The sequence below is a fragment of the Pseudenhygromyxa sp. WMMC2535 genome (genome assembly GCF_011083025.2).
In genome coordinates this window covers 3,793,379-3,818,971 of record NZ_JABJWV010000001.1, presented here as the reverse complement: position 1 = coordinate 3,818,971, position 25,593 = coordinate 3,793,379, and the positions used below count along the sequence as shown (strand labels likewise).

Here is a 25,593-nt window from a genome sequence, read left to right as displayed (position 1 = left end):
CCAGGAGCACACCATGAACACCCCAACCAAGCGCGCGCTGCTGATCATCGACCTCCAGCCGGACTTCCTGCCCGGCGGACCGCTGGCCGTGCCCGAGGGCGACGCCGTGATCCCCCCGATCCTCGCCCTCGCCCGCTCGCCCCGCTACGCCCACGTGGTCGCCAGTCAGGACTGGCACCCCGCCGATCACGGCAGCTTCGCGGCCAACCACCCAGGGCGGAGCCCCGGCGAGTTCATCGAGCTCGACGGCCTCGAGCAGGTCCTGTGGCCGGTGCACTGCGTGGCCGGCAGCCCCGGCGCCGCGCTGATCCCCCCGCTGCTCGCGTGCGAGCCCGAGGCCGTGTTTCAAAAGGGCCGCGACCCCGAGGTCGACAGCTACAGCGCCTTCTTCGACAACGCCAGGCGCAGCGCCACCGGCCTCGAGTCGTGGCTGCGCGAGCGCGGCGTCACGGCCGTCGAGGTCTGCGGCCTGGCCCAGGACTATTGCGTGAAGTTCACGGCCCTCGACGCCCTGAGCCTGGGCTTCTCGACGACCGTGATCGCCGACGCGACCCGTGCCGTGAACCTCCAGCCAGGCGACGACGCTCGCGCGCTCGCGGCCATCCGCGAGGCTGGCGGCGAAGTGGTCGACAGCGCGGCCGTGCTGCGCGAGGCTCAACAACCATGAGCGGCAAGCATGAGGGCGCAGAATTTCTCGAGGCCGAGCCGATCGCCGAAGGAAAGTGGATCAAGCTGATGCGGCGCGGTCGCTGGGAGTTCGCCCAGCGCACCGTGGGTCAGACGGCGGCGCTGATCGTCGCGCTGACCGAGGCCGGTGAGCTCGTGCTCATCGAGCAGCCGCGCCCGCCCGTGGGCGGCCGGACCATCGAGCTGCCCGCCGGGCTGATCGGCGACATCGCCGGCGAGGAGGACGAGGCCCCCGAGGTCGCCGCCTTGCGCGAGCTCGAGGAGGAGACCGGCTTCACCGCCGCCCGCATCGAGCGGCTGACCCAGGGCTCGACCAGCCCCGGGCTCAGCGACGAGCAGCTGATCCTCTTTCGCGCCCACGAGCTGCGCCGCGTCGGCGAGGGCGGCGGCGACGAGGACGAGGACATCACCGTGCACCTCGTGGCCCTCGACGAGGTCCCGGCCTGGCTCGCCAGCAAGCAGGCCGAGGGCCTGGTCGTGGATCTCAAGGTCTGGTCGGCGCTCTACTGGGCTCGACGCTGAGGATTCGACCCTCAGCGAACAAAGGAGCGAGCCGAGGACTGCCCCGGCTCGCTCCTCGTCCACGGCTCGTCCAGCTCAGCCCAGCTTGGGCTCGGTCTTTTGCCAGGCCGGCAGCTCGGCGATCCGGCCCATCCACGCGCGGATGTTGGCGAAGTCCTCCAGCGGGACCTTGGCCGGGACCGCGTAGCCCAGCGGCGCCGCGAGCACCAGATCGGCGATCGTCAGGTCGTCGCCAGTCACGAAGGGCCGCGCGGCCAGCTGGTCGTCGAGGACCTTGCCGTGGCGGCCGAGGTCCTTGGTCGCCTGGCCCAGGCGCGCCGCGCTGGGCTCCCCGCCGCCGAGGTAGACCTTGAACATGTTCTCGAACACGAAGGTGTTGACCGTGGGGCTCCAGTGCGCGGTGTCCCAGGTCAGCCAGCGCATCACGTCGTAGCGCGCCTGGCCCTCGGGCCACAGCGTGGTGTCGCCGGACTTGTCGGCGAGGTAGGCCATGATCGCGTTGCTCTCCCACAGCGTGAAGTCGCCGTCGACGAGCACGGGGATCTTGCCGTTGGGGTTGAGCGCCAGGAACTCCGGCTTTTGCTGCTCGCCCTTGGTCAGGTCGACGAATTCGAATTCGACCTCGAGGCCGGTGTGGGCGATGAGCGCCGCGATCTTGCGGGCGTTTTGCGAGGCGGGGTGTTGGTAGAGCTTCATCCTTCGGTCTCCTCGTCGGTCTGCTCCGACGGCTCGGGTGTGGACTTGGACTTGGACTTGGGCGGCGCGAGCGAGACCTCGGCCTTGACCAGCGGGATCGTCGGCGGCGGGTCGCCGGCGATCTCCGAGGAGACCCGCAGCATGCCCCGCGGACGCTCGACGAAGAGGCCGACGTAGTCGATCTTCAGCTGGCCGCCCTCCACGATCATGCGGAAGGCGAGCACGTCCTGGCCGTCATCGGAGAAGTAGGACGCCCAGACCGGCTCGGCGCCGGAGGCCGCGAACATCTCGAAGCCCGGGAGCGGCTCGAGGATGAACTTCGCCCGCTTCTTGAAGCGCGAGGCCGACGTGCGCAGGGCCGAGAGGAACTCGATGCCCAGGGGATCGTCCTTGGTGAAGACCGGGCGCGACTGAAATTGCCGGCGATCCGGCAGGCCCCAGCGCGCGTTGCTCGACAGGATCCGCCCCATGCCCGCCGGGTCGTCGTCGGCCGCGACGATCAGCAGCTCGGCGATCGCCGCCCGCGACTGCCAGGGCAGCTGCCAGCGCTCGACCTCCTCTTGCTTGTTGGGGCTGCGGTCGGCGTAGCTGGCGAGCAGGCTGCCGTCGGAGCCGGGGCTCTGGGCGTCCCAGCTCGGCTCGGGCAGCGGCCGCGGCGTGTGGGTGGGCGCCGGCGCGTCGACCCAGGCGTCGGGGACGAGCTGCCCGCCGCGCTCGCAGCCCGTCACGAGGAGCACGGCCAGGGGGACCAGGAGAAGGGACGAAGAGAGCGGCCGAGACCAGTCCATCGCCCGCAGGTGTAAGCCGCCAGGCACGAAGGGGGCAAGCCCAGCGAGATTTCTCGGGATTTGCGCCGCCTCCCTCCGCGGGCGTCGACCCCGAGATCCGCCCGTGGTAAAAGCTTCGCACGCGCTCGTAGCTCAGTCGGATAGAGCACCAGGCTTCGAACCTGGGTGTCGTTGGTTCGAGTCCAGCCGGGCGCGCTCATCGTTCATCTCTGGGCCACAGCCCCGAGGCCCTCGCCGCAGCACCTCCTCAGATGCGGCGCAGTCGGCCCCACGCGCAGGTTGCTGGCCCGGCGGCGCCGCTCCGCTACCATGGCGACGCGAGCTCGCCCCATGCCCTCCAGCCTGCTCACCCTCCTCGACGACATCACCTCGGTCCTCGACGACGTCGCCCTGCTGACCAAGACGGCGACCAAGCAGACCGCCGGCGTGCTCGGCGATGACCTCGCCCTCAACGCTCAGCAGGTCACCGGGGTCGAGCCCAAGCGCGAGCTCCCCGTGGTCTGGGCCGTGGCCAAGGGCTCGCTGCTCAACAAGGCGATCCTCGTGCCCGCCGCCCTGGGGATCAGCGCCTTCGCGCCCTGGGGCATCACCCCCCTGCTCATGCTCGGCGGCCTGTTCTTGTGCTTCGAGGGCGTCGAGAAGCTGGCCCACAAGCTGCTGCACAGCGCGGACGAGCGCGGCGAGCAGGCCAGGGCGCTCAGCGAGGCCGCCCAAGCCGGCGAGGTCGACCTCGCCGCGTTCGAAAAAGACAAGGTCAAAGGCGCGATCCGGACCGACTTCATCCTCTCGGCCGAGATCATCGTGATCACCTTGGGCACCGTCGCCGACGAGCCCTTCGGCATGCGCCTGACCGTGCTCGCCGGCATCGCCGTGCTGATGACCGCCGGCGTCTACGGCCTCGTCGCGGGGATCGTGAAGATCGACGACGCCGGGCTCTACCTGTCCAAGCGCGAGGGCGGGGCCAAGGCCTTTGGCGAGTTCTTGCTGCGCGCCGCGCCCTGGCTGATGAAGTTCCTCTCGATCGCCGGCACGGCCGCCATGTTCCTGGTCGGCGGCGGCATCGTCGTCCACGCCATCGAGGTGCTCCACCACGCCGTCGAGCACGCCGGCGAGTGGGCCATGGGCGTCCACCCGGCGCTCGGCTGGCTGATCCCTCAGCTCGCCAACGCCGGCATCGGCATCGCCGCGGGCGCCGTGCTCGTGGCCGTGTTCACTGGGATCGAGAAGCTCGTCGCCAAGCTCCGCGGTCGCGGCGACTGAGCCCAGACCCCACCCAAATCAGACAAAAAAACACGCCGGCCCCTCGAGGCGCCGGCGTGTTTTTTGTTCGCGGAGGCGGGCGGCTCAGCCCTCTTGCTCGGTCAGCCAGCGCTCGGCGTCGATGGCCGCCATGCAGCCCGTGCCGGCCGCGGTCACCGCCTGGCGGTAGACGTGGTCGGCGACGTCGCCGGCCGCGAACACGCCCGGGACCTTGGTCCGCGTGCTCCCGGGCTCGACCTTCAGGTAGCCGGCCTCGTCCATGTCGAGCTGGCCCTCGAAGATCTTGGAGTTCGGCGTGTGGCCGATGGCCAGGAAGAAGCCGGTGACCGCGACGTCCTCGCTGGCCGCGCCCACGGTGCTCTCGAGGCGCACGCCCTCGACCTGCTCCTCGCCGAGGACCTCGGCGACCACGCTGTTCCAGTGGACCTTGATCTTGGGGTTCTCGAGCGTCCGCTTTTGCATGATCTTGCTGGCGCGGAACTCATCGCGGCGGTGGATCAGGTGGACCTCCTTGCACATCCGCGTGAGGTACTGGGCCTCCTCCATCGCCGTGTCGCCGCCGCCGACCACGGCCACGGCCTGGTCGGCGTAGAAGTGGCCGTCACAGGTGGCGCAGGCGGTCACGCCCTTGTTGCGCAGGCGCTGCTCGCTGGGCAGGCCGAGGTACCGGGCGCTCGCGCCCGTCGAGATGATCAGCGCGTCGCAGGTGAAGGTCTCGCCGCCGTCGACCTCGATGGAGAAGGGCCGCGAGGAGAGATCGACCTTGACGCCCATGTCGTAGTGGATCTCGGTGCCGAAGCGCTCGGCCTGCTCGCGCAGCTCCTCCATCATGTCGGGCCCGGTCACGCCCTTGGGGTAGCCGGGGTAGTTCTCGACGTCGGTGGTCGTCATGAGCTGGCCGCCGGGCTCGTTGCCGGTGATCACCAGCGGCGCGAGGTTGGCCCGCGCCGTGTAGATCGCCGCCGTGTAGCCGGCGGGGCCGGAGCCGAGGATGATGATCTTGCGGTGGATGGGCTCGCTCATGGGTCGCTGAGCATAAGAGCGCGCTGGCGGATCGTCGAGTCCCCCAAGGAGAGGGGGAGCCCCGATCCGCCCAGGCTCGCCCAGACCCAACCAGATCCGCGCAGGCCCGCGCTCAGCCCTCGCTGCTGCCTGCGGCCTCGAGCGCCGCGCCCGCGACTGCGCGGCCGGCGTTGACCGACTTGTTGACGCCGAATTTCCCCTTCGTCGCGTCGACGATCACCGGGATCAGCTTGCGCACGCCCTCTTTGAGGATCGGGTCGATGAGGTTGTCGGGCAGCCAGGGGATGTCGGTGTTGTCGATCACGTAGTCACAGACCCCCTCGACCGCGGCCTGCTTCTCGGCGCCGTTCATCTGGGTCGCGTCCTCGACGAGCTCCATGACCGTCGGGACGATCACGAACAGGTCGGTCCACTGCCAGCCGTCATCGAACTGGGCCATGATCTTCTCGGCCTGCGCCTTGATCTCTGCTTCGCTCAATTGTGCCATCGGCGAGCAGTCTAGGGACACGCAAGGGGCGAGCGCGCCGGCCGAGCGGGCCCTCCCCGCGCAGGGGGAGCGCTCGGCGGGCGCGAACGCGAACGCAGGAGCGCTCAGCCCCACGAGCGAACCCTCAGCCGCGCGGGCGAAATTGCAGCACCCGCGCGCCCTTGGGCGTGGGGTCGATGGGCGGCAGCGAGAGCACGAGGTTCTCGATGGCCGGGAGCGCGCGCTGCATGACACCGGCCGCGCCGATCTCCGAGAACAGCCCGTCGTAGACCAAGATCACGTGGTAGATGCCGCCGAAGTCCCGCGCCAGCCAGCCGAGGCCGTCCTGGACCTCCTCGTGGCGCTCGGGGGCCCGGCGGACCGCGGCGATCGCCCGGCAGGTCAAGAAGTGCGTGCGCCAGGCCTCGGCGTCGCGCTGGCCGCCGAGCTCGCGGACCACGGGGAGCTTGCGGAGCAGCCGCTCGCGGAGCTTGCGGGGCTCGACCGCGGCCAGGGCCTCGCGCCGCGCCGCCTTGTCGAGGTCGATCAGCGCGACGAGATCCAGCCCGTCCTCGCCCGCCGGGCCCGAGTACTGCGCCGCGCTCTCGGCCAGCTCGCCGATCCACATCGCCTCCTCCACGTCCTCGGGTCCGCGCGGGACCTCGGAGCTGCCCCAGAGCACGGGCGAGTCCTCGTCGATGACCACCGCGCGCAGGGCCTTGGCCCGCTCGGCGAGCACGCCCAGGGCGTCGTCGACCTCCTGCGAGGCCACGCTCACGCGCCCGCGCGGGCCCGAGTGCGCGAGGCGGTCGACGATCCCCACGAAGGAGTGGACCAGCCCGTCGAGCTTGGCGGCGTGCTCGGCCAGGGCCTCCTCGGTCTGCGCCGCGTCGAAGACCGCCACCGCCCGCCAACCCTGGGCCCCGCCCTGAGCCTGGCTGTGCGGCACCGAGGCCCACACGCGGTCGTCGCCGCTGGGCTCGCGCCCGCCGAGTTCGAAGCGCGCGTCGTCACTGCCGAGCTCTCGGCGGACCAGGTCGAGGAAGCGCTCGAGGTCGTCCACGGGGGGAGGATAACTCAGAGTTCGCGGAGTTCCGCTGCCCGCGGTGAACTGCCGGTCTGCGCGAGGAGAGCGTGAGAGAACACAGGGGCACACCGCGCCCGCTCGGGGCTCGAGCTGTCACGAGGCACACTGCATCGGACACATGTTCGAACGCCTCGCGCACGGCACCGCTGGCCGCGGTGGACAGGCCCAAGCGCCCCTGCGGTCGCGTGAGACGACCGGCTTGGCGCAGCAGAAGATGTCGGAACATGCCGAGGGTCTCGAGCTCATCGTGCGGCGCACGATCGGCGCCGGCGGGTCCCGAAGCGACCGAGCCTCAGATTGAACAGCCCCCGTCGAGGGTCGCCATCTCGCCGGCCGAGGGCACCTCGAAGCTCGTCGACTCACCGCCGTACTCGAGGGTGTAGGTCCCCGCGGCGAGGGGCTCGGACTCGCAGCTGACGAACACGGTCTCGCACACCGTCAGGCAGGTCTCGACGCTCTGATCGATGGTGTAGTCGGCCGTCGCGTGGACGTGCAGCGTCGTGCCCTCCTGGTCGACGCTGCAGGTCGTCGTGACCTCCGACGCGCCACACTCGAGGCACTCGACCATCAAGACCCGGAGCTCGACGCTCTCGTCTTCGACGTAGGTCCCGCCGTCGTCCGCACCCCAAACACACAATCCGCCGACGTCCTCGAGGGAGACCTCCTCGACGCCCTCGCAAGCGAGCAGGGAAGATAGCGAGAGCAGGGTGAGCCAGAGCTTGGTGCGCATCATACCCTCACCAAGCTAGTACCTCACCCGCTCGAGCGCCACGTGCCCGCGGCCCTTGTCACGCTGTGCGAAGTAGTCGAAGACACGCCGGGTGCTCGAGCCAGATGTGGGGTTGGCGGAGGCTAGGAGCCCGTGGTGAAACCCAGCGCGGCTCCTGGCGCCGGGATTTTTGTCGAGGGCGCGAAGCCAAAACGCCGCTGTACCGGGCGTACTGCAAGTTTTGGCGACAAAGCCTTCGGCGAAAAGACCAAGCCAGGTGTCGTGTTGGGTTTCACCACGGGCTCCTAGGGTGGGCGCTCGCGCCCGGCCTCGGCCGGTCCGCTCACACCTCGCCGAGCTCGCCCGGCGCGAACACGCCCCGCTCGGTGATGATCTTGGTGATCAACCCCGCCGGCGTCACGTCGAAGGCCGGGTTGCGCACGGGCACCGTGGCCGGGGCCCGCAGCGCGCCGCCGTGCATGCGGACCTCGTCGGCGCCGCGCTCCTCGATGGGGATCTGCGCCCCCGAGCTCAGGCTCAGGTCCACGGTCGTCCAGGGCGCCGCGACGTAAAAAGGGATCCCGTGGTGCTTGCACAGCACGGCCACGGTGTAGGTGCCGATCTTGTTGGCGGTGTCGCCGTTGGCGGCGATCCGGTCGGCGCCGACGATCGCCGCCTGGATCTCGCCGCGGGCCATGAGCGCACCGGCCATGTCGTCGCAGATCAGCGAGCAGGGCACGCCCTCCTCGACCAGCTCCCAGGCGGTCAGCCGCGAGCCCTGGAGCAGCGGGCGGGTCTCGTCGACGAACACATGAAGCGCGGTCCCCCTGGCCCAGGCGCTGCGGATCACCCCCAGGGCCGTGCCGTGGCCCGAGGTCGCCAGCGCGCCGGTGTTGCAGTGGGTGAGCACGCCGCCGGCGGGGAGCAGCCCGGCACCCTTGGCGCCCATGCGCAGGCACGCGCCGAGGTCGACGTCGACGTGGGCCTGGGCCCGGGTCCGCAAGGTCGCGCGCCACGAGCTCGCGTCCCCGCCCCGGACCTGCGCGGCCGCGAGGGCGTCGCGCTGCTCGGTGATCGCCACGAAGAGGTTGACCGCGGTCGGCCGGGTCGCCGCCAGGCGGGCGGCCGCGGCTTCGAAGTCGGCCGCGAAGGCGTCGCGCGCGTCGGCGAAGCCCTCGGCCAGGACCGCCAGGCCCAGGGCCGCCGCGCAGCCGATCGCCGGGGCGCCGCGGACCGCGAGGGTCTCGATCGCCTCGGCGATGTCCTCGAGGCGATCGAGCTCGAGCCAGCGGGTCTCCCCCGGCAAGGCGCGCTGATCGAGCAGCCGCAGCTTGCGGGCGTCGGCGCTGAATTGCACGGGGCGCAGGCCCTGGTAAGCGGAGGGGTCGAGGGAGGGATCGCTGGCGTTCATGGCACTCGTGCGGGCTATTGGGCGCGCTCGCCCAGGAGATGATCGATGGCCTGCTGGACCAGCTGCGGGTTGGCCTGGCCGCTGGAGCGGCGCATGACCTGGCCGACGAAGAAGCCGCGGACCTTGTCCTTGCCGGCGAGCAGCTGCTCGAGCTGGGCGGGGTGCTCGTCCATGACCTCGCGGACCATGGCGATGATCGCCCCGAGGTCCGAGACCTGGCGGTGACCGTCGCGCTCGACGATCTCCACGGGGGGCAGGCCCTCTTCGAAGACCGTGGCGAGCACGGCCTTGGCCGCGCGGCCCGAGATCGTCTGGGTGCTGATCAGGTCGACGATCTCGGCGAGGGCCTCGGGGCTCACCGGGCAGCTGGCGATGCTCAGGCCCTCGGCGTTGAGCAGCGCGAGCAGCTCCTGGGTGATCCAGTTGCACAGCGGCTTGGCGGCGGGGGCCGGCTCGTCGCCCTCGTTGGCGATCCCCCTCGCCCGGGCGAAGGCCTGGTCGAAGTAGTCGCCGAGCTCCCGCTCGGCGCACAGCACCCCCGCGTCATAGTCCGACAGGCCGAGGCCCAAAAAGCGCCTGTAGCGTTCCCAGGGCAGCTCGGGCAGGTTCGCGCGGACCTCGGCGATCCACGCCGCGTCGATCTGGAGCGGCGGCATGTCGGGCTCGGGGAAGTAGCGGTAGTCCGCGGCCTCCTCCTTGCTGCGCATGACCTTGGTGCGGTCGCGGCTCGGGTCGTAGCTGAGCGTCGACTGGACCACGACCTCACCGCGCTCGAGCAGGTCGACCTGGCGGCGGACCTCGGCGAGGATCGCCGCCTCGAGGAACTTGAAAGAGTTGAGGTTCTTGATCTCGCAGCGCGTGCCCAGGGCCTCGCTGCCCACGGGGCGCAGCGAGACGTTGGCGTCGCAGCGCAGCGTGCCCTCTTCCATGTTTGCCTGGCTGATGCCCAGGTAGCGGACCAGGGTCCGAAGCTCGCGCATGTAGGCCGCGGCCTCGGCCGCCGAGCGCAGCTCGGGCAGCGAGACGATCTCGACGAGGGGCGCGCCGGCGCGGTTGTAGTCGACGAGGCTGTGGGTGTCGCTGGCGTCGTGGGTGTTCTTGCCGGCGTCCTCTTCGAGGTGGATGCGCTGGAGGTGGACGCGCTTGCTGCCGCCCCCGTCCACGGGGATCTCGAGGGCCCCGCCGAGGGCGTAGGGCTGGTCCGACTGGGTGATCTGATAGCCCTTGGGCAGGTCCGGGTAGAAGTAGTGCTTGCGAGCCCAGCGCGACACCGGCTGGATCTCGCAGCCCAAGGCCACGGCCAGGCGCAGGGCGTAATCCACGGCCGCGCGGTTGGGCACGGGCAAGGTCCCGGGCAGACCCCAGGTGTAGGGGTCGGTGCGGGTGTTGGGCGGCGCACCGATCTCGTAGCCGCAGGCCGAGAACATCTTGGTGCGCGTGTCGAGCTGGCAGTGGACCTCGAGCCCGATCACCACCTCGTAGTCGGACACGGGCATCAGCGCGGCTCCTGGCTCGGATCGAGGTGCGCCGCCAGGGCTGCTGGCGTCCGCGGCCGCCAGCCGAGCGCGGCCTCGTGGGCGGCGGCGGTTCGCAGCAGGCTCGCCTCGCCAAAGCGCGGCGCGAGCAGCTGGAGGCCCATGGGCAGGCTCGGGCAGCCCTGGTAGGGCTCGCAGATCCCCGCGGGGATCGAGATCGCCGGCAGCCCCGCCAAGTTGGCGCCGATGGTGAACACGTCGCTGAGGTACATGGACAGGGGATCGTCGAGCTTCTCGCCCCGCCGCCAGCCGGGCACCGGCGAGACCGGGCTGGCGATCAGGTCGCAGCCCGCGAAGGCCGACGCGTAGCCGCGGGCGATCAGCGTGCGCACCTTCATGGCGCGGCCGTAGTAGTCGGCGTAGGACTCGGCCCGGAGCACGAAGGTGCCCAGGAGGATGCGGCGCTTGACCTCGGCGCCGAAGCCCGCGTGGCGCGTGGCCGCGTAGCGCCCGAGCAAACCGCCATCGCTCCCCTCTCCTTCGGGGTCACGGCTCAGGCCGTAGCGCAGGCCGTCGTAGCGCGCGAGGTTGGAGCTGGCCTCGGCGGTGCACAGCACGTAGTAGGTGGCCACGGCGTGCTCGAAGTGCGGCAGCTCGACGTCGACGAGCGTCGCCCCGAGGCCGCGCAGGCGCTCGAGCGCGCCCCCGAAGCTCTCCTCGACCGCGGGGTGCAGGCCCAGGCCGAGCTCGCTGGCCAGCAAAGATCGCGGCACGCCCACGCGCAGGCCCGAGAGCTCCCCGCGCGCGCCCTCGTCGACGGCGGTGAGGTAGTCGGGGACGGGCTCGCGCGAGCTGGTCGCGTCGAGGGGGTCGTGACCCGCGATGACCTGCAGCGCCAAGCCGACGTCCTCGACCTCGCGGGCCAGCGGCCCGGCCTGGTCGAGGCTCGACGCGAAGGCGATCATCCCATGCCGCGAGACCCGGCCGTAGGTCGGCTTGAGGCCGACGACGCCGCAGAAGCTGGCCGGCTGGCGGATCGATCCGCCCGTGTCCGAGCCGAGGCTCAGCGCGCAAGAGCGTGCCGCGACCGCGGCCGCGCTGCCGCCGGAGCTGCCGCCCGGGACGTAGTCCAGAGCCCAGGGATTGCGCACTGGCTCGAAGGGCGTGTTCTCGCTCGACGAGCCCATCGCGAACTCGTCCATGGCGAGCTTGCCCACGAGCACGGCACCAGCCTCGCGCAGGCGCCGGGCGTGGCTGCCCTCGTAGGGGGGGATCCAGCCCGAGAGGATCGCCGAGCCGCAGCGGGTCTCGATCCCCTCGGTCACGAAGATGTCCTTGAGGCCCACGGGCACCCCCGCGAGGGGCCCGAGGGCCTCGCCTTTTGCCCGCGCGGCGTCTACCGCGTCCGCATCCGCCAGCGCGCGCTCGGGCGTGCGCAGGCAAAAGGCGTGCACGGCAGCCTCGCTGGCGTCGGCCCGGGCGAGGAAGGCCTCGGTGATCTCACGGGCCGAGCGCTCGCCGCTGCGTACGCTCGCAGCCAGCGCTCGGGCGCTCTCGGCCAAGATCGCTTGGTCAGCCATGGATGTCGCCACGGGCTCCTAGTCCTTGAACTTCGGCACCAAGAGGCTGCCCTCGCGGACGGCCGGCGCCCCAGCCACGGCCTGCTCCAAAGACAGCATCGGGCCGACCTCGTCATCGCGCAGGGCCGAGTCGGGCTGCTCGGCGCTGAGGTACTCGGGCACGCCCTCGACGTCGACGGCCCGCAAGCCCTGGAGATAAGTGAGGATCTGGCGTAGCTGGGCGTCCAGAGCCCTCGACTCCTCCTCGTCGAGGGCCAGGCGAGCGAGGGCTGCCAGCGCCCGGGACGGCACGAAGGCGCCCGCTTCGGTCACGAACTTCCCTTGGTCGCCGTCGCTCGGGGTCGACATCGCCCGGAGGGTATCAGCTCCGGCGGCCGGCCTCTCCCCACCTCGTCGAGCTGCCCCAGGCTGGCACCAGCCGCCCATTCTCGTCCATTTGATGACACCTCGGACGAGCCGCGTTATGCCTATGGTGATGCCGAGCCGTCCGAATCGGCGCCCGCGCGCCCCCCGGCTCGCGGCACTCGCCGGCCTCGCCGCCCTCCCTGCGGTGAGCGTGGCGGTGAGCGTGGCGGCGGGCTGCGCCGACGAGAGCGCCGAGTCGACCGCGGCCATCGGCTCCGATCCCTCCGCCGCGGCCGAGCCGTCCTCGGGCCACCTCGGCCAGGTCCACCTCGTCATCCAGCCGACCCCCGACGAGCTCGAGCCCGAGCCGCAGCTCCAGGTGCGCGCGCGCTTCGTGGAGTATCGCGGCGTGTCCGAGACCTTCGTGCGCGCGCGCACCAACCTCCCGGTCGCGCCCTGGCGTCAGCTCGTCCCCGGGCAGTGCATGGCCAGCGAGAGCCTGCTCCCGCAGCCGAGCAAGTCGGAGCTCGAGCAGGCCCAGGACCAGGGCCGAGCGCCCCGGGAGCTCTCGCTGATCGACGCCGGCGACCTCCGCGTCCAGCTGGGCAGCCGCGAGCTCGTGGCCCCGCTGGTCCTGGTCCCCGACATCCTGCCCTGGCTGACCGGCGTCGAGTATGTCCACGTCGATGATCGCCTGCCCTCGCTGGCGGTCGATCCCGACGGCACCGCGCCCGTGACGATCAGCCTCGACGGCTCGCCGGACGGCGCGATCGAGCCGTTCAGCAGCGGGGCGGTGATCCCCGAGCAGTTCGAGCTGGTCGCGGCGAGCGTCGACGACGGGCGCATGAACATCGCCTGGCGGCCGCCGGGGCGGGGGATCTCGGGGCCGGGGAACATCGTGCTCCAGCTCCAGGCCTTCGCGCCGGTCGACGACGGGTTGATCGAGCCGCGGGGGGAAGAGGTCACCTGTCTGGTCGCGGATACGGGGCGGGCGGCGCTGGCGTTGGCGCCGCTGTCTTCGGCGGGGCTGGGGGTGGATGCGGAGCTGCTGCGGGTGGCGGCGAGTCGCTTTGATGCTTCGGTGGTTCGGGTGGGGAGTTTTGGGGAGGTCGAGGTCGTGGTGGAGTTGCGGGTGCTCGAGACTCTGGGGCTTTGAGTTCTCTATTGGGGGCTTCTTCTTTCGAGCGAGGGTGTTCTCGGTCTTTTGCGGAGGGCTGCTCGCCCGGCGGGCAGGCGCACGGGACAGCAGGGGACCCTCTGGGCTCAGACAGGCTTGCGGACTCCGACGGGGCGGCTGCGAGAGGGTTTTTGGCCGTTGCGAGAGGTGTCGCTCCGAAGTTTTGGTACGTATGCAAAACTCGCCCAGAGGGTCCCCTGCTGTCCCTTTTGTGCGCCTCTTTTGCGGGGGGGTCGGCCGCCGATGACAGTCGGGGATTTCAACCCCATCATGTCACCTTCTTTGATTGGGAGTCTTCGGTGGGCTCGACTGCTCGAGGAAATCCACGATTCGAGAACTTCCGTGGCTCGAGGAGCGTAGGGCTCGAGCGACTCTGAGGTCGCGGGATTCGAACGACGAAGCGCGCGGGTCCGAGGGACGCCGCGCGCTCTGGCTGGGGGAAGAGATGTGTGGGGTCAGGCCGTGGCAGCAGCGGGCTCGCCGGGGCAGACCAGGGGCAGCGGCTCGACCTGCTTGGTCATGAGCTCGTAGCCGGTCTTGGTGACGAGCACGGTGTGCTCGAACTGGGCGGTGGGGGTGCCGTCGTGGGTCACGGCGGTCCAGCCGTCGTCGAGGATGACGACGCGGGGGTGGCCGATGGTGATCATCGGCTCGATGGTGAAGGTCATGCCCTCGCGCAGACGCATGCCGCGGCCGGCGTTGCCGACGTGGGAGACGTGGGGGGGCATGTGCATCTTGCGGCCGATGCCGTGGCCGCCGAACTCTTCGACGACGCCGCAGTCTTCTTTGTTGGCGATCTCGAGGATGGCGGCGCCGATGTCACCGAGGCGGGCGCCGTGGCGGACGACCTCGATGCCGGCGTGGAGGCAGCGCCAGCACACGTCGGTGACGTGCTTGGCCGCGTCGCTGACCTCGCCGATCTGGAAGGTGGCGGAGGTGTCCCCGTGGAAGCCGTCGATGTTCGAGGTGATGTCGACGTTGACGATGTCGCCGGGCTGGAGCACGTGCTTGGGGTTGGGGATCCCGTGGCAGATGACCTCGTTGCGGCTGGTGCAGACCGAGGCGGGGAAGCCCTTGTAGCCGAGCTGGCTGGGCTCGGCGCCGCGGCGGGCGGTGTCCTCGCGGACCCACTCGTCGATCTGCCCTGTGCTCACACCTGCGCGCAGCTTGCTGGCCACGTAGGCCAGAGTCCCCGCAGCGACCTGACCGGCGACGCGCATCTTGGCGATTTCGTCCGGTCCGTGGATGACGATGGCCATGGATCCGTTGGTAACCGAGGTGTAGAGGGGCGTCAACCAATGCGCGAGCCAGCTCACAGCACGGACCGATCGAGCCTGACCTGGGCTGGGGGACGGGTCGGATTTCTTGATAAGAAGACTTCGCCGCTGGAGCCCTTCGAATTATGAGCGAGCCCAAATTCCCCCCGGTAGACCGCGCAAAATGGCAAGCAAAGGCCGAACGAGACCTGCGCGGACGCCCCCTCGCGTCTTTGACCAAGCGCACCCTCGACGATGTCGCGGTGCCCCCGCTCGCGATGGCGGAGGATGTAGAAGAGCTCACGCTCGGCGCTGCGCCCGGGCGCTTCCCGCGGCTGCGCGGGCGCACGCGCTTGGGCGCGGGTGTCGGCGCGGGCTGGTTGAGCGTGCAGACGCTGCGCCACGCGGACCCGCAGGCGGCGAACGCCGCGGGTCGAGCGGATCTTCAATTTGGGGCGCACGGGCTGCGCTTCGTCCTCGATGGCGAGCTCCAGGCCGGGCGTGAGCCGAGCAGCTCTCCCGACGGGCTGGTCTTCGATCCGCACACGCAGCTCGACGCGCTGCTCGAGGGGATCGATCCCTTCGCGCACCCCATCTACTTCGAGGCCGGGCTGATGGCGCCGGAGCTCATCGACGCCCTCGAGCTGTGGCTCGACGAGCACGAAGGGGAGCACAGCGACAGCGAGCGCAGCGACGCGAGCGAGGGTGAAGACGAGCAAGGGCCCGCTCGGGGACCGGCGCGCGGCGGGGTGATCTACGACCCGGTGTCGGCGCTGCTGCGCACCGGCGAGATCGAGCGCGGCTTCGAGGCGGCGCTCGGCGAAGGAGTGGACGCAGTGCTCGGTACGCAGCGCGGGCTGATCGGGGTGTCGACGGCGCCCTGGTACAACGCGGGGGCCGGCGAGGCCGAGTCGCTGGCGCTGGCGCTCTCGACCTGCGCCGAGATCCTGCGCCGCGGCGCGCCCCTGGGTCTCGAGCCCGGCGACCTCGCCGAGGGCCTGACGTGGACGGTGGCCGTGGGCGGACGGCCCTTCGAGGCCATCGCCAGCCTGCGCGCGGCTCGGGTGCTGTGGTCGAAGTTCGCGGCGGCCTGCGGCCTGGGCGAAGACGAGCAGGGGCTGTGGATCCACGCGACGCCCACGCGGCGCACCCAGACCCGCTTTGGCTCGTGGGTGAACCTGCTGCGCGGGACCGCGGGCAGCTTCGCGGCGGCGATCGGCGGGGCGGACTCGGTGGCCACGGCGGCCTTCGACGGGCTGTGCGGCCCCGAGGACGAGCAGCGCGAGGGGCTCGGCCGCGGCAGCGCGCTGGGCCGCCGCCTGGCGATCAACACCCAGGTGCTGCTGCGCGAGGAGTCCCACCTCGGCCGGGTCATCGACCCCGCCGGCGGGAGCTGGGCCGTGGAGTCGCTGACCGACGCCATCGCCCGGGCCGCGTGGACCCGCTTTCGCGCCATCGAGGGCGCGGGCGGGCTGGTCGCGGGGCTGCAGAGCGGGGCGCTCCAGGCCCGCGTCGGCGAGCAAGGCGAGCAGCTGCGCCGGCTCGCGGCCACGCGCAAGCGCCCGATCACCGGGGTCAGCACCTTCCCTGCCCTCGACGATCGCCCGCCGCCCGAGCAGGGGCCGAACACCACCTCGGCCGCGGGCCCGGACCTCCACCGCGCCGCGCCGCGCCTCGACAACGCGCGCATCGAGGCCCCGCTCCCGCGCCTGCGCCTGGCCGCGCCCTTCGAGCAGCTGCGCGCCGCGAGTGACAGCTGGGCGGCCAGCCACGACGGCCAGCGGCCCACGGTCGCGGCGATCAACCTCGGCAAGCTCGCGGCCCACCAGGCCCGCCTCGACTTCGCGGCCAACCTGTTCAAGGCCGGCGGCCTGAGCGTGGAGACCCTCGACGAGCAGGGCTTCGCGATCGGTGAGGGCGAGGATGGAGGCGAGGGCAGCGGCCTCGCGCCTTCGGCCGCGGCCAGCGAGCGCCTCGCCGCGCGCGGCCTCGGCCTCGCGGTGATCTGCGGCCACGACCGCGACTACGCCCACGGCCTGGGCGCGCTGGTCTCCAGCCTGCGCGCGGCCGGGGCCAAGGCGGTGTGGATCGCCGGCAAGCCGCCCGCGGGCGAGCTCGCGGCCTGGGGCCTCGACCCCGCCCTGCCGCCCGCCTTCATCCACCTCGGCTGCGACGCGCTCGCGGCCCTCGACCACGCCCTGACATCCCTCGGCGTGACCGCCGACGCGACCACCACCACCGAAGGCTGAGGACAAGGACATGAGCGAGATCAAACTCCCCGACTGGTCGAGCCTCGACTTCGACGCGATCCCCACCCCGAGCGGCTCGGACGAGGGCGCGGCTGCGCCCGAATTGCCCGCGCCCTGGACCACCCCCGAGGGCCTCGAGCTCGCGGCCCTCTACGGCCCCGAAGATCTGCGCGCGCCCGCGGCCACCGGCCAGCTGTCCACGGCGCCCGGCCTGCCCCCCTTCCTGCGCGGACCCTACTCCACGATGTACGCCGTGCGCCCGTGGACGATCCGTCAGTACGCGGGCTTCTCCACGGCCGAGGCCAGCAACGCCTTTTACCGCCGCAACCTCGCGGCCGGGCAAAAGGGCCTGTCGATCGCCTTCGACCTGGCCACGCACCGCGGCTACGACAGCGATCACCCCCGAGTCGTCGGCGACGTCGGCATGGCCGGCGTGGCGATCGACTCGATCCTCGACATGCGGATCCTCTTCGACCGCATCCCCCTCGATCGCATGAGCGTGTCGATGACCATGAACGGCGCGGTGCTGCCGATCATGGCGCTCTACATCGTCGCCGCCGAGGAGCAGGGCGTGAAGCCCGAGCAGCTCGCGGGCACGATCCAAAACGACATCCTCAAAGAGTTCATGGTGCGGAACACCTATATCTATCCGCCCGCGCCATCGATGCGGATCATCGCCGACATCTTCGAGTTCACGGCCAAGAACATGCCGAGCTTCAACTCGATCTCGGTGTCCGGCTACCACATGCAAGAGGCCGGAGCGACGGCGGACATCGAGCTCGCCTACACCCTGGCCGACGGCCTCGAGTACATCCGCGCCGGACGCTCGGCGGGGCTGGCCGTCGACGACTTCGTCCCGCGGATCTCCTTCTTCTGGGCGATCAGCATGAATTTCTTCATGGAGGTCGCCAAGCTCCGGGCCGCGCGGATGCTGTGGGCCGAGATCGTCGGGCGCTTCGAGCCCAAAAACCCCAAGTCCCTGGCCCTGCGCACGCACTCGCAGACCTCGGGGTGGTCGCTGACCGCCCGCGACCCCTTCAACAACGTCGCGCGGACCTGCGTCGAGGCCATGGCCGCGACCTTGGGCCACACCCAGTCGCTGCACACAAACGCCTTCGACGAGGCCCTCGCCCTGCCCAGCGAATTCTCGGCCCGGATCGCCCGCAACACGCAGATCCAGCTGCAAGAGGAGACGGGGATCTGCGAGCTCGTCGATCCCTGGGGCGGCAGCTACCTCGTCGAGCGCCTGACCCACGACCTCGCCAACAAGGCCCGGGCGCTGATCGCCGAGGTCGAGGACATGGGCGGCATGGCCAAGGCGATCGAGGCCGGGCTGCCCAAGCTGCGCATCGAGGAGGCGGCGGCGCGGACCCAGGCGCGCATCGACGCCGGGCTGCAGACCGTCGTCGGGGTCAACCGCAACGTCCTCGACCCCGAGGACGAGACGCCGATCGAGGTGCTCAAGGTCGACAACAGCGCCGTGCGCGAGGCTCAGCTCGCCCGCCTGGCCCAGCTCCGCCGCGAGCGCGACGACGCGGCCGTGAACGCGAGCTTGGCGGGTCTGCGCCGCTGCGCCGAGACCGGCGAGGGCAACCTCCTCGCCCTGGCCGTCGACGCCGCCCGGGCCAAGGCCACGGTGGGCGAGATCAGCGACGCCCTCGAGCAGGTCTGGGGTCGGCACCGCGCCGAGACCCGTACAATCGCGGGGGTGTACTCCAGCGAGATCCGCCGCGAGGGCGACGACTCCGTCGAGCGCGTGCTCGCGCGGACAGCCAAGTTCGAGGGCCAGGAGGGCCGGCGCCCCCGCCTGCTCGTCGCCAAGATGGGCCAGGACGGCCACGACCGCGGGGCCAAGGTGATCGCCACCGGCTTCGCCGACATGGGCTTCGACGTCGACGTCGGCCCGCTCTTCCAGACCCCGGAAGAGACCGCGCGCCAGGCCGCCGAGAACGACGTGCACGTGATCGGCGTGAGCTCCCTGGCCGCCGGCCACCTGACCTTGGTCCCGGCGCTGAAGGCCGCGCTCGCCGAGCTCGGCCGCGAGGACATCCTCGTGGTCGTCGGCGGCGTGGTCCCGCCCCAGGACTATCCGGCCCTCGAGGCCATGGGCGTGGCCGCGATCTTCGGCCCGGGCACGGTCCTGGCCGACGCCGCCGACACGGTCCTCGACGCCCTCGCCCGCAGCTTGGAGCTCCAGCTTTGACGCGAGCCCGGCCCAGCGTCGACGAGCTCGAGCGCGGGGTCTCGGCGGGCGAGCGGCCGGCCCTCGGGCGGGCGATCACCTTGGTCGAGAGCCGCCTGGCGGCCGACCAGGTCCTCGCCCGCGCCCTGCTCGAGCGCCTGCTCCCGCGCACCGGCGCCGGCCTGCGCGTGGGCATCACCGGCGTGCCCGGGGTCGGCAAGAGCACCTTCATCGAGGCCCTCGGCAAGCAGCTGACCGCCGCGGGGACGCGCGTGGCCGTGCTCGCCGTCGACCCCAGCAGCACGCGCAGCGGCGGCTCGATCCTCGGCGACAAGACCCGGATGCAGGAGCTCGCCCGCGACCCCCTGGCCTTCGTGCGGCCCTCGCCCAGCCGCGGCTCCCTCGGCGGCGTGGCCCGGCGGACCCGCGAGGTCATGCTGCTATGCGAGGCCGCCGGCTACGAGGTCGTGCTCGTCGAGACCGTGGGCGTGGGCCAGAGCGAGACCATGGTCGCCGGCATGGTCGACTTCTTCTTGGTCCTGATGCTCGCGGGGGCCGGCGACGAGCTCCAGGGCATCAAGCGCGGGATCCTCGAGCTCGCCGACATGGTCGCGATCAACAAGGCCGACGGCGACAACCAGGAGGCGGCCCGCCGCGCCCGGGTCGAGTACGCCCGCGCCCTGCACCTCATGCCCCGCAAGAGCGCGCACTGGACCGTGCCCGTGGTCACCTGCTCGGGGCTCAGCGGCCTGGGCGTGGCCGAGCTGTGGGCGCAAATCCAGGCCTTCCGCGCGGCCCTCGAGCAGGCCGGGGAGTGGCAGCAAAAGCGCGCCGAGCAGGGCGTGCAGGCGATGTGGCGGGCGATCGAGTGGGGGCTGCTCGATCTCTTCCGCGGCGACGCGGCGCTGCGCGAGCGCGTGATCGCGCAAGAGTCGAGGGTCCGCGCGGGCGAGCTGACCCCCGACCACGCGGCCCTCGAGCTGCTGCGCACCTTTCGGCCCTGAGCTCGGAGTCTGTGAATTTTTCCCGTACGTCGTCAGGTATAGCGGGTGGATTTCGAGGCTTCGGGACACCGGCATCGAGGTCCTCAGGCGTGCATGGCGTCGTGCGGGAAAGATTCCCAGACTCTCAGTAGAGGTAGACCGCCCCCGAGGCGGAGGCGCCGAAGTTGCTCTGGTCCCCGCCGATGCCGACCGCGGCGCTGCTCTCCTCGCTCGCCGAGACCACGAGCAGCTGCCCGTCGCCCGAGAGCGCGACCACCTGGCCGAAGTGATCGAAGACGCCTGCGTTGCTCGCCTTGAGGTAGGCCCGCGAGCTCCACACGCCCTCGCGGCGCTCGAACAGGTAGGCCGCCCCCACGGCGTCGCTGCCGAAAGACCCCGGATCGTCCACGCCCGTCCCCGAGTAGCTCTCCTCGACGGCCCCGACCACGAGCAGCGTGCCGTCGGCGGACAGGCTGATCGAGTTGCCCATGCCTGCCCAGGTGCTGGTGTTGCTGGCCTTGAGATAGGCGACCTGCGCCCAACCATCGCCGCCTTGCTCGAACACGAAGCTCGCCCCGGCGTTGGTGCTCGCGTTGTCGCTCTGATCCCCGTCGACCCCCGTCGCCGCGCTGTCCTCGTGCATGGCGCCGACCGCCAACACGCTCCCGTCCGCGGAGAACGCCACGGACGCGCCGAAGAAGTCGCCGGCTTCGGTGTTCGAGGCCTTGACGTAGGCCTGCTGCGACCAGCCCTGGCCGTCGTCCTCGAACACGTACACGGCCCCGGCGTCCGCGGCCGCGTCGTCGTCGGCGCCGTTGCTCCCGGTCGCCGAGCCGTCCTCCTTCCACGCGCCCACGGCCAGGCGATCCCCGGCGCCCGAGAGCGCGACGCAAAAGCCAAAGTTGTCGCCCGCGCCGGTGTTCGAGGCCTTGATATAGGCCTGCTGCGACCACACGCCCCCGCTGCGCTCGTAGACATAGACCGCGCCAGAGTCCGCCGTCGCGTTGTCGGCGATCCCGTCGACCCCCGTCGCCGCGCCGTCTTCTTGCCAGGCGCCCACCGCCAGGCGATCCCCGCTGCTCGACAGGGCCAGCGCGTTGCCAAAGCGATCCCAGCTGTCGGTGTTCCCCGCCTTGATGTAGGCCTGCTGCGACCACACCCCATTTTCGCGGACGAACACATAGGCCGCCCCCGCGGCGCCCATCGAGTTGTCGGACTGGTCACCATCGACGCCCGTCGCCGCGCTGGCCTCCTTCCACGCGCCGACGACCAGGGTGTCGCCGTCAGCCGAGATCGCGAGGTCGCGGCCAAAGGAGTCCGGGCCGGTGTTCGAGGCCTTGATATAGGCCTGCTGCGACCACACCCCGCCCTCGCGGACGAACACGTAGACCGCGCCAGCGTTGAAGTCGTGGTCCTCGTCGGCGAAGGGGTCCCCGTCGATCCCGGTGGCCGGGCTGTCCTCCCAGGGCGCGCCGACGACCAGGGTGTCGCCGTCGGCCGAGAGCGCGAGCCCGTCGCCAAAGTACTCCTCGGACTGGGTATTGGACGCTTTGAAGTAGCCGACGGCCTCGGCGAGGTTGCTGGCGATGTCCAGCGGCTCGGCGCTCACGCAGCCCCCCGCGTTGCAAGACTCGAGCACGAAGCTGGCCTGCGCGCTGAGGTGCAAGGGGACGGTCAGCGCGAGCGACTCTCCGGCGACGTCCTCGCCGAGCTGCACATAGTCGTCATCGGGGAGGGCGCGACCGAGCAGGCGGTAGAAGTCGGCGTCGGGGACCTGCGTCCAGCTGAACTCGAACTGCTTGATCGCCGAGATCTCGAGCTCGAGCTGCGCGGCCTCGGCGGGCGGCTCGACGCCGGTGTCGGTCTCCGTCTCGGCCCCGCAGTCGGTCTCCGAGTCCGATTCCGTCTCCGTCTCCGTCTCCGACCCGACGTCGGTCTCGGTCTCGGTCTCGGACTCGGAGTCCGTCTCCGTCTCCGCGTCGGTCTCCGTCTCGGCGCCCGAGTCCGACTCGCTCGTCCCTTCGCTCGAGTCATCCTCTTCACTCTCGCTGTCCGATCCCTCGTCCTCCGAGCATGGCTCTCCAGGCTCGTAGACGCAGCCGAGCGACCACGGGCCAAAGAGGGTCAAGGACAGGGACAAAGACGAACGCCAGCGAGAGGACATGTCTCACCATGGCCCACGCCCGCGCGCGCGCTCAATGGCGTCCCCGCGTCCAATCCGCGCACGCCTCGAAGGGTCGCGTCGATGGGCCTGGAGCCAGTCCATCCGCTCGCAACTGCGTGCCAGGATCGAGCGTCGGCGGGCTCGCGCCGACGGACCTCCGTGCCATCGCCTCGGTGGCCGAGCGGGCACCGAGGCGATGGCACGGGGTCTTCGAATCAGCTGGACTCAGCCGGGGCTCGAGTCACCCAGCACGCCGCGCGGACCGACCGGCACGATCCCCGTGGGGTTGAGGGCGGCGACCGAGTAGTAGCCAGCCTTGATGTGCTCGAGGTTGACCGTGCTCGCGGCCCCCGGCAGGGCGTAGACCCGCTCCATCAGGGCCTGGAGCCGCGGGTAGTCGGCGATCCGCCGCAGGTTGCACTTGAACAGCGAGTAGTAGACGGCGTCGAAGCGGATCAGCGTCACGAACAGGCGCACGTCCGAGCCGGTCATGGCCGCGCCGAAGAGGAAGGGGCGGCCGTCCTCGAGCCGCGCCTCGAGCTCGTCGAGGGCCGCGAACAGGCGCTGCACCGCCTCCTCGTAGGCCTCTTGCGAGCGCGCGAAGCCTGCCCGATAGACGCCGTTGTTCACGGCCTCGTAGAGCTCGGTGTCGAAGCGCGCCATCTCGTCGGCGAGGGCCTCGGGGTAGAGCTCGAGCCCGGGGACGGCCTGCGGACCCGCGGGGAAGGCCGTGGCCAGCATGCGCATGATGTCCGCGGACTCGTTGTTGACGATGGTCTGCCGGGTCTCGTCCCAGAGCACCGGGACCGTGGCCCGGCCGGTGAAGGCGGGCTCGACCCGGGTGTAGAGCTCGTGCAGATGCTCCGCCGACGACAGCGGGTCGCCCTCGGGACCAAAGGTCCAGCCCTGCTCACCCAGGCGCGGGTCGAGGACCGTGATGGCGATCTGATCCTGGAGGCCGCGCAGGGCCCGGACCAGGGTCGTACGCGAGGCCCAAGGACAGATCCACGCGATGTAGAGCCGGTAGCGACCGGGCTCCGCCGGGAAGCCGCCCTCGCCCGTGGGCCCGGGGCTCCCGTCCGGGGTGATCCAGCTGCGGAAGCTGGAGCGCTGACGCACGAAGCGTCCCTTCGCGTCGTTCTTTTGGTAGGGGTCCCAGTCCCGGGTCCAGCGGCCGTCGACGAGCATGGCCGCTATCCTAACCCGCCAGGCCGATCTGGACGAGGAAGGCCTGGTTGTCCCAGAACAGCCACTCCTCGACCATCACGCCGTCCTCCCAGCGGCCGATGGTCGCCATGGGGATCTCGAAGGCCAGGCCGGTGGGCTCGATGAAGGTCCCGTCGCCCGCGGGCATGGGCTCGGTGAAGGTGCCCTCGAGCACGCCCGTGACCGAGGTCCACTCCTCCGAGGCGATGCGGATCGGGTGCTCCTCGATGCGCGTGTCGGGGGCGTAGACGAACATCCCCGAGAGGTCCGCGATGTGCACGTCGATGCCCTCGGTGGCGTGGCCGTCGGGCCAGTGGACGATCACGTCCTCGGCGTGGCTGTGGTCCAGGTCCTCCCAGCGCTGGTTGGTGAAGACCTCGAAGTCGAGCTCATCGAAGGTCTCGAGGTGCGCTTCCTCCTGGGCCGTGAGCGCGCCGGTGGGCTCTTCGGCGTCGCAGGCCACGCCGAGGGCGCCGAGGGCGAGGGCGGGGACGAGATGAAGGATGGTGGTGAGCTTGGTGGCGATGTTGGCGTGCATGTTGTGCCTCGTTCCTGGACATCATGCCTCGTTCCGAAATAGCTACAATATATCATATCAAAGACTTTTAGTTGCGTTTTAGCAACGTATGAACCATCCTCTGGTCATGCAGACCGAAGACCTCCAGGCCTTCCTCGCCACGGTCGAAGGCGGCAGCTTGAGCGCGGCGGCGCGCACTCTCGGCGTGCCCAAGTCGACGATCAGCCGGCGCCTCACTCGGCTCGAGGACGAGCTCGGCGTGCAGCTGATCGCCCGGGGCTCGCGCTCGCTCCAGCTCAGCGACCTGGGCGAGGAGCTCCATCGCCGCGCGGCCCCGGTCCTCGCCGACCTCGATGAGATCGCCCGGACCTTGCGCGACCAGGGCTCGGAGCCCGTCGGCGAGCTGCGCGTGGCCGTCCCCGAGGACCTGAGCATGGCCTTCATGGGCGCTCTCGCCGGCCGCCTGCTTCGCCTCCACCCCAAGCTCCAGCTGCGGGTCAGCTCGAGCAACCGCCTCGTCGACCTGATCGCCGAGGGCGTCGACGTGGCCCTGCGCGTGCACATGAACCCGCTAGCGAGCGTCGCCAGCCTCAAGGTCCGCCGCCTCGGCAAGGTCGAGCTCGCGGCCTACGCCGCGCCCAGCTACCTCGAGAGCGCGCCGAGCCTGCGCCGCCCCGCCGACCTCGGCGCCCACCCTTGCCTGACCATGGCCTCACTGGGCACGCGCTGGACCTTGACCCGCGCCCGCCCCGAGGAGCGCGAGCAGATCGAGGTCCACGCGGCGATGCTCACCAACGACCACTTCGCCCTGCGCGACGCGGCCTGCGAGGGCGCTGGCGTGTGCGTGGCGCCCTCGTTTTTGTGCACACAGGCCGTGGCCGAGGGTCGCCTCGTCCGGGTGCTCCCGCGCTGGTCGCTGCAAAACGCGAGCTTGTCGATGCTGTGGCCCAACGCCCGGGTGCGCTCGCCTCGGGTCCAGGCTTTCATCGACGTCGCGGTCGAATTCTTCGCCGAGGTCCCGGGCCTGAGCCAGCGCTGACAACGCTGCGCTCACTCGCAGCTTTGCAGCGCGGCGCTGTTCGTGCCCGCGGCGATGCACTCGAGCAGGCCCTGATAAGACTCGGGGCTGCGGTTGGGCTTTTCGCCCTCGAGCAAGCTGAGCACGCACTCCTCGTGGAGCGAGCGCAGCTCGTCCTCGCTGAGCTCCGGCATGGCCCCCTGGATCTCGGCGGTCTCGGTGATCACGATCTCGAGCATGTGCACGCAGACCTGGCTCTCGACGCTGTTCGGGTCGATGGCCATGCCGGGCCCACCACCTTGCTGACCAGGCATGGGGTGGGCGCGATCGCAGGCGTCGATCTCGAGCTCGGAGCTGGCCTGAAGCACACAGTTGCCGACGGCAGCCCAATTCTCGGGCCCGCGCATTTGTTGCTCGGCAGACAGCTCGCGCTGACACTCGTCCATCATTTGGGGATCGACTGGCGCGTCGGGCTGGCCTGCGTCGGCGGCGACGATCTGGTACAGGTGCATGCAGACGTCCGAGACCGAGGGCCCGCTGCCGTAGGCCGCGCTCGCCGAGGGCCCCGCCTGTGTCTCGCCCCCCGCGGTCGTGCCCTCCTCCGGGTCCGTGCTGTCCTTGTCGCGCTTGCAGGCGACGAAGCACAGCGAGAGCGCCGCGGAGGCGCAGAGCAACCAGCGAGAGGGGCGGGAGGGCATCGAGGTGAGTATGCACTGCGCAGGCGCCGGGTTCACCCCTCTCGCCGTGCACAGCCCGAGCAAGCGTTCCTCGTGGACTGATGGCGCCGAGAGA

General features: G+C 70.9%; 24 protein-coding genes and 1 tRNA gene. 10 read left to right on the top strand and 15 right to left on the bottom strand.

Going from position 1 to position 25,593, the window contains the following annotated elements; translation table 11 throughout:
• Nucleotides 1–13 precede the first annotated feature (13 nt).
• Nucleotides 14–667, top strand: coding sequence for a bifunctional nicotinamidase/pyrazinamidase (gene pncA / locus G6O69_RS15015; protein WP_172304188.1), 654 nt, complete (start codon nucleotides 14–16; stop codon nucleotides 665–667).
• Nucleotides 664–1,209 carry an NUDIX hydrolase gene (locus G6O69_RS15010; protein WP_172304187.1) on the top strand — a complete coding sequence of 182 codons (546 nt, stop codon included), beginning with the start codon at nucleotides 664–666 and terminating at the stop codon, nucleotides 1,207–1,209. The genes pncA and G6O69_RS15010 overlap by 4 nt, the downstream gene beginning before the upstream one ends.
• 75 nt (nucleotides 1,210–1,284) lie before the next feature.
• Here G6O69_RS15010 and G6O69_RS15005 read toward each other — a convergent pair whose 3' ends face one another.
• Together G6O69_RS15005 and G6O69_RS15000 are read right to left on the bottom strand one after the other, a co-directional pair.
• On the bottom strand, nucleotides 1,285–1,905 hold the full coding sequence (locus G6O69_RS15005; RefSeq protein WP_172304186.1) for a glutathione S-transferase family protein: 621 nt from the start codon (nucleotides 1,903–1,905) through the stop codon (nucleotides 1,285–1,287).
• Nucleotides 1,902–2,720, bottom strand: coding sequence for a hypothetical protein (locus tag G6O69_RS15000; protein ID WP_176396846.1), 819 nt, complete (start codon nucleotides 2,718–2,720; stop codon nucleotides 1,902–1,904). Before G6O69_RS15000 ends, G6O69_RS15005 begins: the two co-directional genes overlap by 4 nt.
• A 94-nt stretch (nucleotides 2,721–2,814) precedes the next feature.
• Between G6O69_RS15000 and G6O69_RS14995 the strand changes: the two genes are divergently transcribed.
• Together G6O69_RS14995 and G6O69_RS14990 are read left to right on the top strand one after the other, a co-directional pair.
• Nucleotides 2,815–2,888 (top strand) — tRNA-Arg (locus tag G6O69_RS14995).
• A gap of 114 nt (nucleotides 2,889–3,002) precedes the next feature.
• The gene (locus G6O69_RS14990; RefSeq protein WP_255215782.1) at nucleotides 3,003–3,953 is read left to right on the top strand and encodes a DUF808 domain-containing protein; all 951 of its coding nucleotides are present in this window, start codon (nucleotides 3,003–3,005) and stop codon (nucleotides 3,951–3,953) included.
• Between the two features lie 84 nt (nucleotides 3,954–4,037).
• Here the strand turns inward: G6O69_RS14990 and trxB are convergent, their stop codons facing one another.
• The 4 genes from trxB to G6O69_RS14970 form a co-directional block, all read right to left on the bottom strand.
• Nucleotides 4,038–4,976 (bottom strand): thioredoxin-disulfide reductase, encoded by a 939-nt coding sequence (gene trxB / locus G6O69_RS14985; RefSeq protein WP_172304183.1) that lies wholly within the window; start codon nucleotides 4,974–4,976, stop codon nucleotides 4,038–4,040.
• Between the two features lie 112 nt (nucleotides 4,977–5,088).
• A complete protein-coding gene (locus tag G6O69_RS14980) occupies nucleotides 5,089–5,463 on the bottom strand; it encodes a hypothetical protein (protein ID WP_172304182.1) in 375 nt (124 codons plus the stop codon).
• 124 nt (nucleotides 5,464–5,587) lie between these two features.
• On the bottom strand, nucleotides 5,588–6,505 hold the full coding sequence (locus G6O69_RS14975; RefSeq protein ID WP_172304181.1) for a hypothetical protein: 918 nt from the start codon (nucleotides 6,503–6,505) through the stop codon (nucleotides 5,588–5,590).
• A gap of 316 nt (nucleotides 6,506–6,821) precedes the next feature.
• Nucleotides 6,822–7,262: a hypothetical protein gene (locus G6O69_RS14970; RefSeq protein WP_172304180.1), complete on the bottom strand. Its 441-nt coding sequence runs from the start codon at nucleotides 7,260–7,262 to the stop codon at nucleotides 6,822–6,824.
• 132 nt (nucleotides 7,263–7,394) lie between these two features.
• Here G6O69_RS14970 and G6O69_RS14965 point away from each other — a divergent pair, with 132 nt between their 5' ends.
• Entirely contained in the window at nucleotides 7,395–7,547 is a 153-nt protein-coding gene (locus G6O69_RS14965) for a hypothetical protein (protein ID WP_176396845.1), read from the top strand.
• A 34-nt stretch (nucleotides 7,548–7,581) separates the two neighbouring features.
• On the opposite strand, the gene mtnA is transcribed toward G6O69_RS14965, so the two are convergent.
• Genes mtnA through gatC form a run of 4 tightly spaced genes read right to left on the bottom strand, consistent with a single transcriptional unit; the run spans nucleotide 7,582 to nucleotide 12,052 of the window.
• A complete protein-coding gene (mtnA, locus tag G6O69_RS14960) occupies nucleotides 7,582–8,649 on the bottom strand; it encodes an S-methyl-5-thioribose-1-phosphate isomerase (RefSeq protein ID WP_172304179.1) in 1,068 nt (355 codons plus the stop codon).
• A 14-nt stretch (nucleotides 8,650–8,663) separates the two neighbouring features.
• Nucleotides 8,664–10,145, bottom strand: a complete 1,482-nt coding sequence (gene gatB / locus G6O69_RS14955; RefSeq protein ID WP_172304178.1) for an Asp-tRNA(Asn)/Glu-tRNA(Gln) amidotransferase subunit GatB — start codon at nucleotides 10,143–10,145, stop codon at nucleotides 8,664–8,666.
• On the bottom strand, nucleotides 10,145–11,704 hold the full coding sequence (gatA, locus tag G6O69_RS14950; RefSeq protein WP_172308237.1) for an Asp-tRNA(Asn)/Glu-tRNA(Gln) amidotransferase subunit GatA: 1,560 nt from the start codon (nucleotides 11,702–11,704) through the stop codon (nucleotides 10,145–10,147). The genes gatB and gatA overlap by 1 nt, the downstream gene beginning before the upstream one ends.
• A gap of 18 nt (nucleotides 11,705–11,722) precedes the next feature.
• The gene (gene gatC, locus G6O69_RS14945) at nucleotides 11,723–12,052 is read right to left on the bottom strand and encodes an Asp-tRNA(Asn)/Glu-tRNA(Gln) amidotransferase subunit GatC (protein ID WP_172304177.1); all 330 of its coding nucleotides are present in this window, start codon (nucleotides 12,050–12,052) and stop codon (nucleotides 11,723–11,725) included.
• Between the two features lie 127 nt (nucleotides 12,053–12,179).
• On the opposite strand from gatC, the gene G6O69_RS14940 reads away from it, so the two are divergent.
• Complete coding sequence (locus G6O69_RS14940; RefSeq protein WP_176396844.1) at nucleotides 12,180–13,205, top strand: hypothetical protein; 1,026 nt, start codon at nucleotides 12,180–12,182, stop codon at nucleotides 13,203–13,205.
• A 476-nt stretch (nucleotides 13,206–13,681) separates the two neighbouring features.
• Here the strand turns inward: G6O69_RS14940 and map are convergent, their stop codons facing one another.
• Complete coding sequence (gene map / locus G6O69_RS14935; RefSeq protein WP_172304175.1) at nucleotides 13,682–14,485, bottom strand: type I methionyl aminopeptidase; 804 nt, start codon at nucleotides 14,483–14,485, stop codon at nucleotides 13,682–13,684.
• Nucleotides 14,486–14,628: 143 nt separating this feature from the next.
• Here map and G6O69_RS14930 point away from each other — a divergent pair, with 143 nt between their 5' ends.
• The 3 genes from G6O69_RS14930 to meaB are packed head-to-tail and all read left to right on the top strand — an operon-like array spanning nucleotide 14,629 to nucleotide 19,917.
• A complete protein-coding gene (locus tag G6O69_RS14930) occupies nucleotides 14,629–16,731 on the top strand; it encodes a methylmalonyl-CoA mutase family protein (RefSeq protein WP_176396843.1) in 2,103 nt (700 codons plus the stop codon).
• A gap of 10 nt (nucleotides 16,732–16,741) precedes the next feature.
• Nucleotides 16,742–18,934, top strand: a complete 2,193-nt coding sequence (scpA, locus tag G6O69_RS14925; protein ID WP_172304173.1) for a methylmalonyl-CoA mutase — start codon at nucleotides 16,742–16,744, stop codon at nucleotides 18,932–18,934.
• Nucleotides 18,931–19,917: a methylmalonyl Co-A mutase-associated GTPase MeaB gene (gene meaB / locus G6O69_RS14920; RefSeq protein ID WP_172304172.1), complete on the top strand. Its 987-nt coding sequence runs from the start codon at nucleotides 18,931–18,933 to the stop codon at nucleotides 19,915–19,917. Before scpA ends, meaB begins: the two co-directional genes overlap by 4 nt.
• Nucleotides 19,918–20,041: 124 nt before the next feature.
• On the opposite strand, the gene G6O69_RS14915 is transcribed toward meaB, so the two are convergent.
• The 3 genes from G6O69_RS14915 to G6O69_RS14905 all read right to left on the bottom strand — a co-directional run bounded on the left by G6O69_RS14915 (nucleotide 20,042) and on the right by G6O69_RS14905 (nucleotide 23,804).
• Entirely contained in the window at nucleotides 20,042–22,060 is a 2,019-nt protein-coding gene (locus G6O69_RS14915; protein WP_172304171.1) for an FG-GAP repeat protein, read from the bottom strand.
• A gap of 225 nt (nucleotides 22,061–22,285) precedes the next feature.
• Complete coding sequence (locus G6O69_RS14910; RefSeq protein ID WP_172304170.1) at nucleotides 22,286–23,248, bottom strand: glutathione S-transferase C-terminal domain-containing protein; 963 nt, start codon at nucleotides 23,246–23,248, stop codon at nucleotides 22,286–22,288.
• Nucleotides 23,249–23,258: 10 nt separating this feature from the next.
• Entirely contained in the window at nucleotides 23,259–23,804 is a 546-nt protein-coding gene (locus G6O69_RS14905; protein WP_172304169.1) for an ester cyclase, read from the bottom strand.
• An 88-nt stretch (nucleotides 23,805–23,892) separates the two neighbouring features.
• Here G6O69_RS14905 and G6O69_RS14900 point away from each other — a divergent pair, with 88 nt between their 5' ends.
• Entirely contained in the window at nucleotides 23,893–24,822 is a 930-nt protein-coding gene (locus G6O69_RS14900; RefSeq protein ID WP_176396842.1) for a LysR family transcriptional regulator, read from the top strand.
• 11 nt (nucleotides 24,823–24,833) lie between these two features.
• Here the strand turns inward: G6O69_RS14900 and G6O69_RS14895 are convergent, their stop codons facing one another.
• Entirely contained in the window at nucleotides 24,834–25,499 is a 666-nt protein-coding gene (locus G6O69_RS14895; RefSeq protein ID WP_172304167.1) for a hypothetical protein, read from the bottom strand.
• Nucleotides 25,500–25,593: the final 94 nt, after the last annotated feature.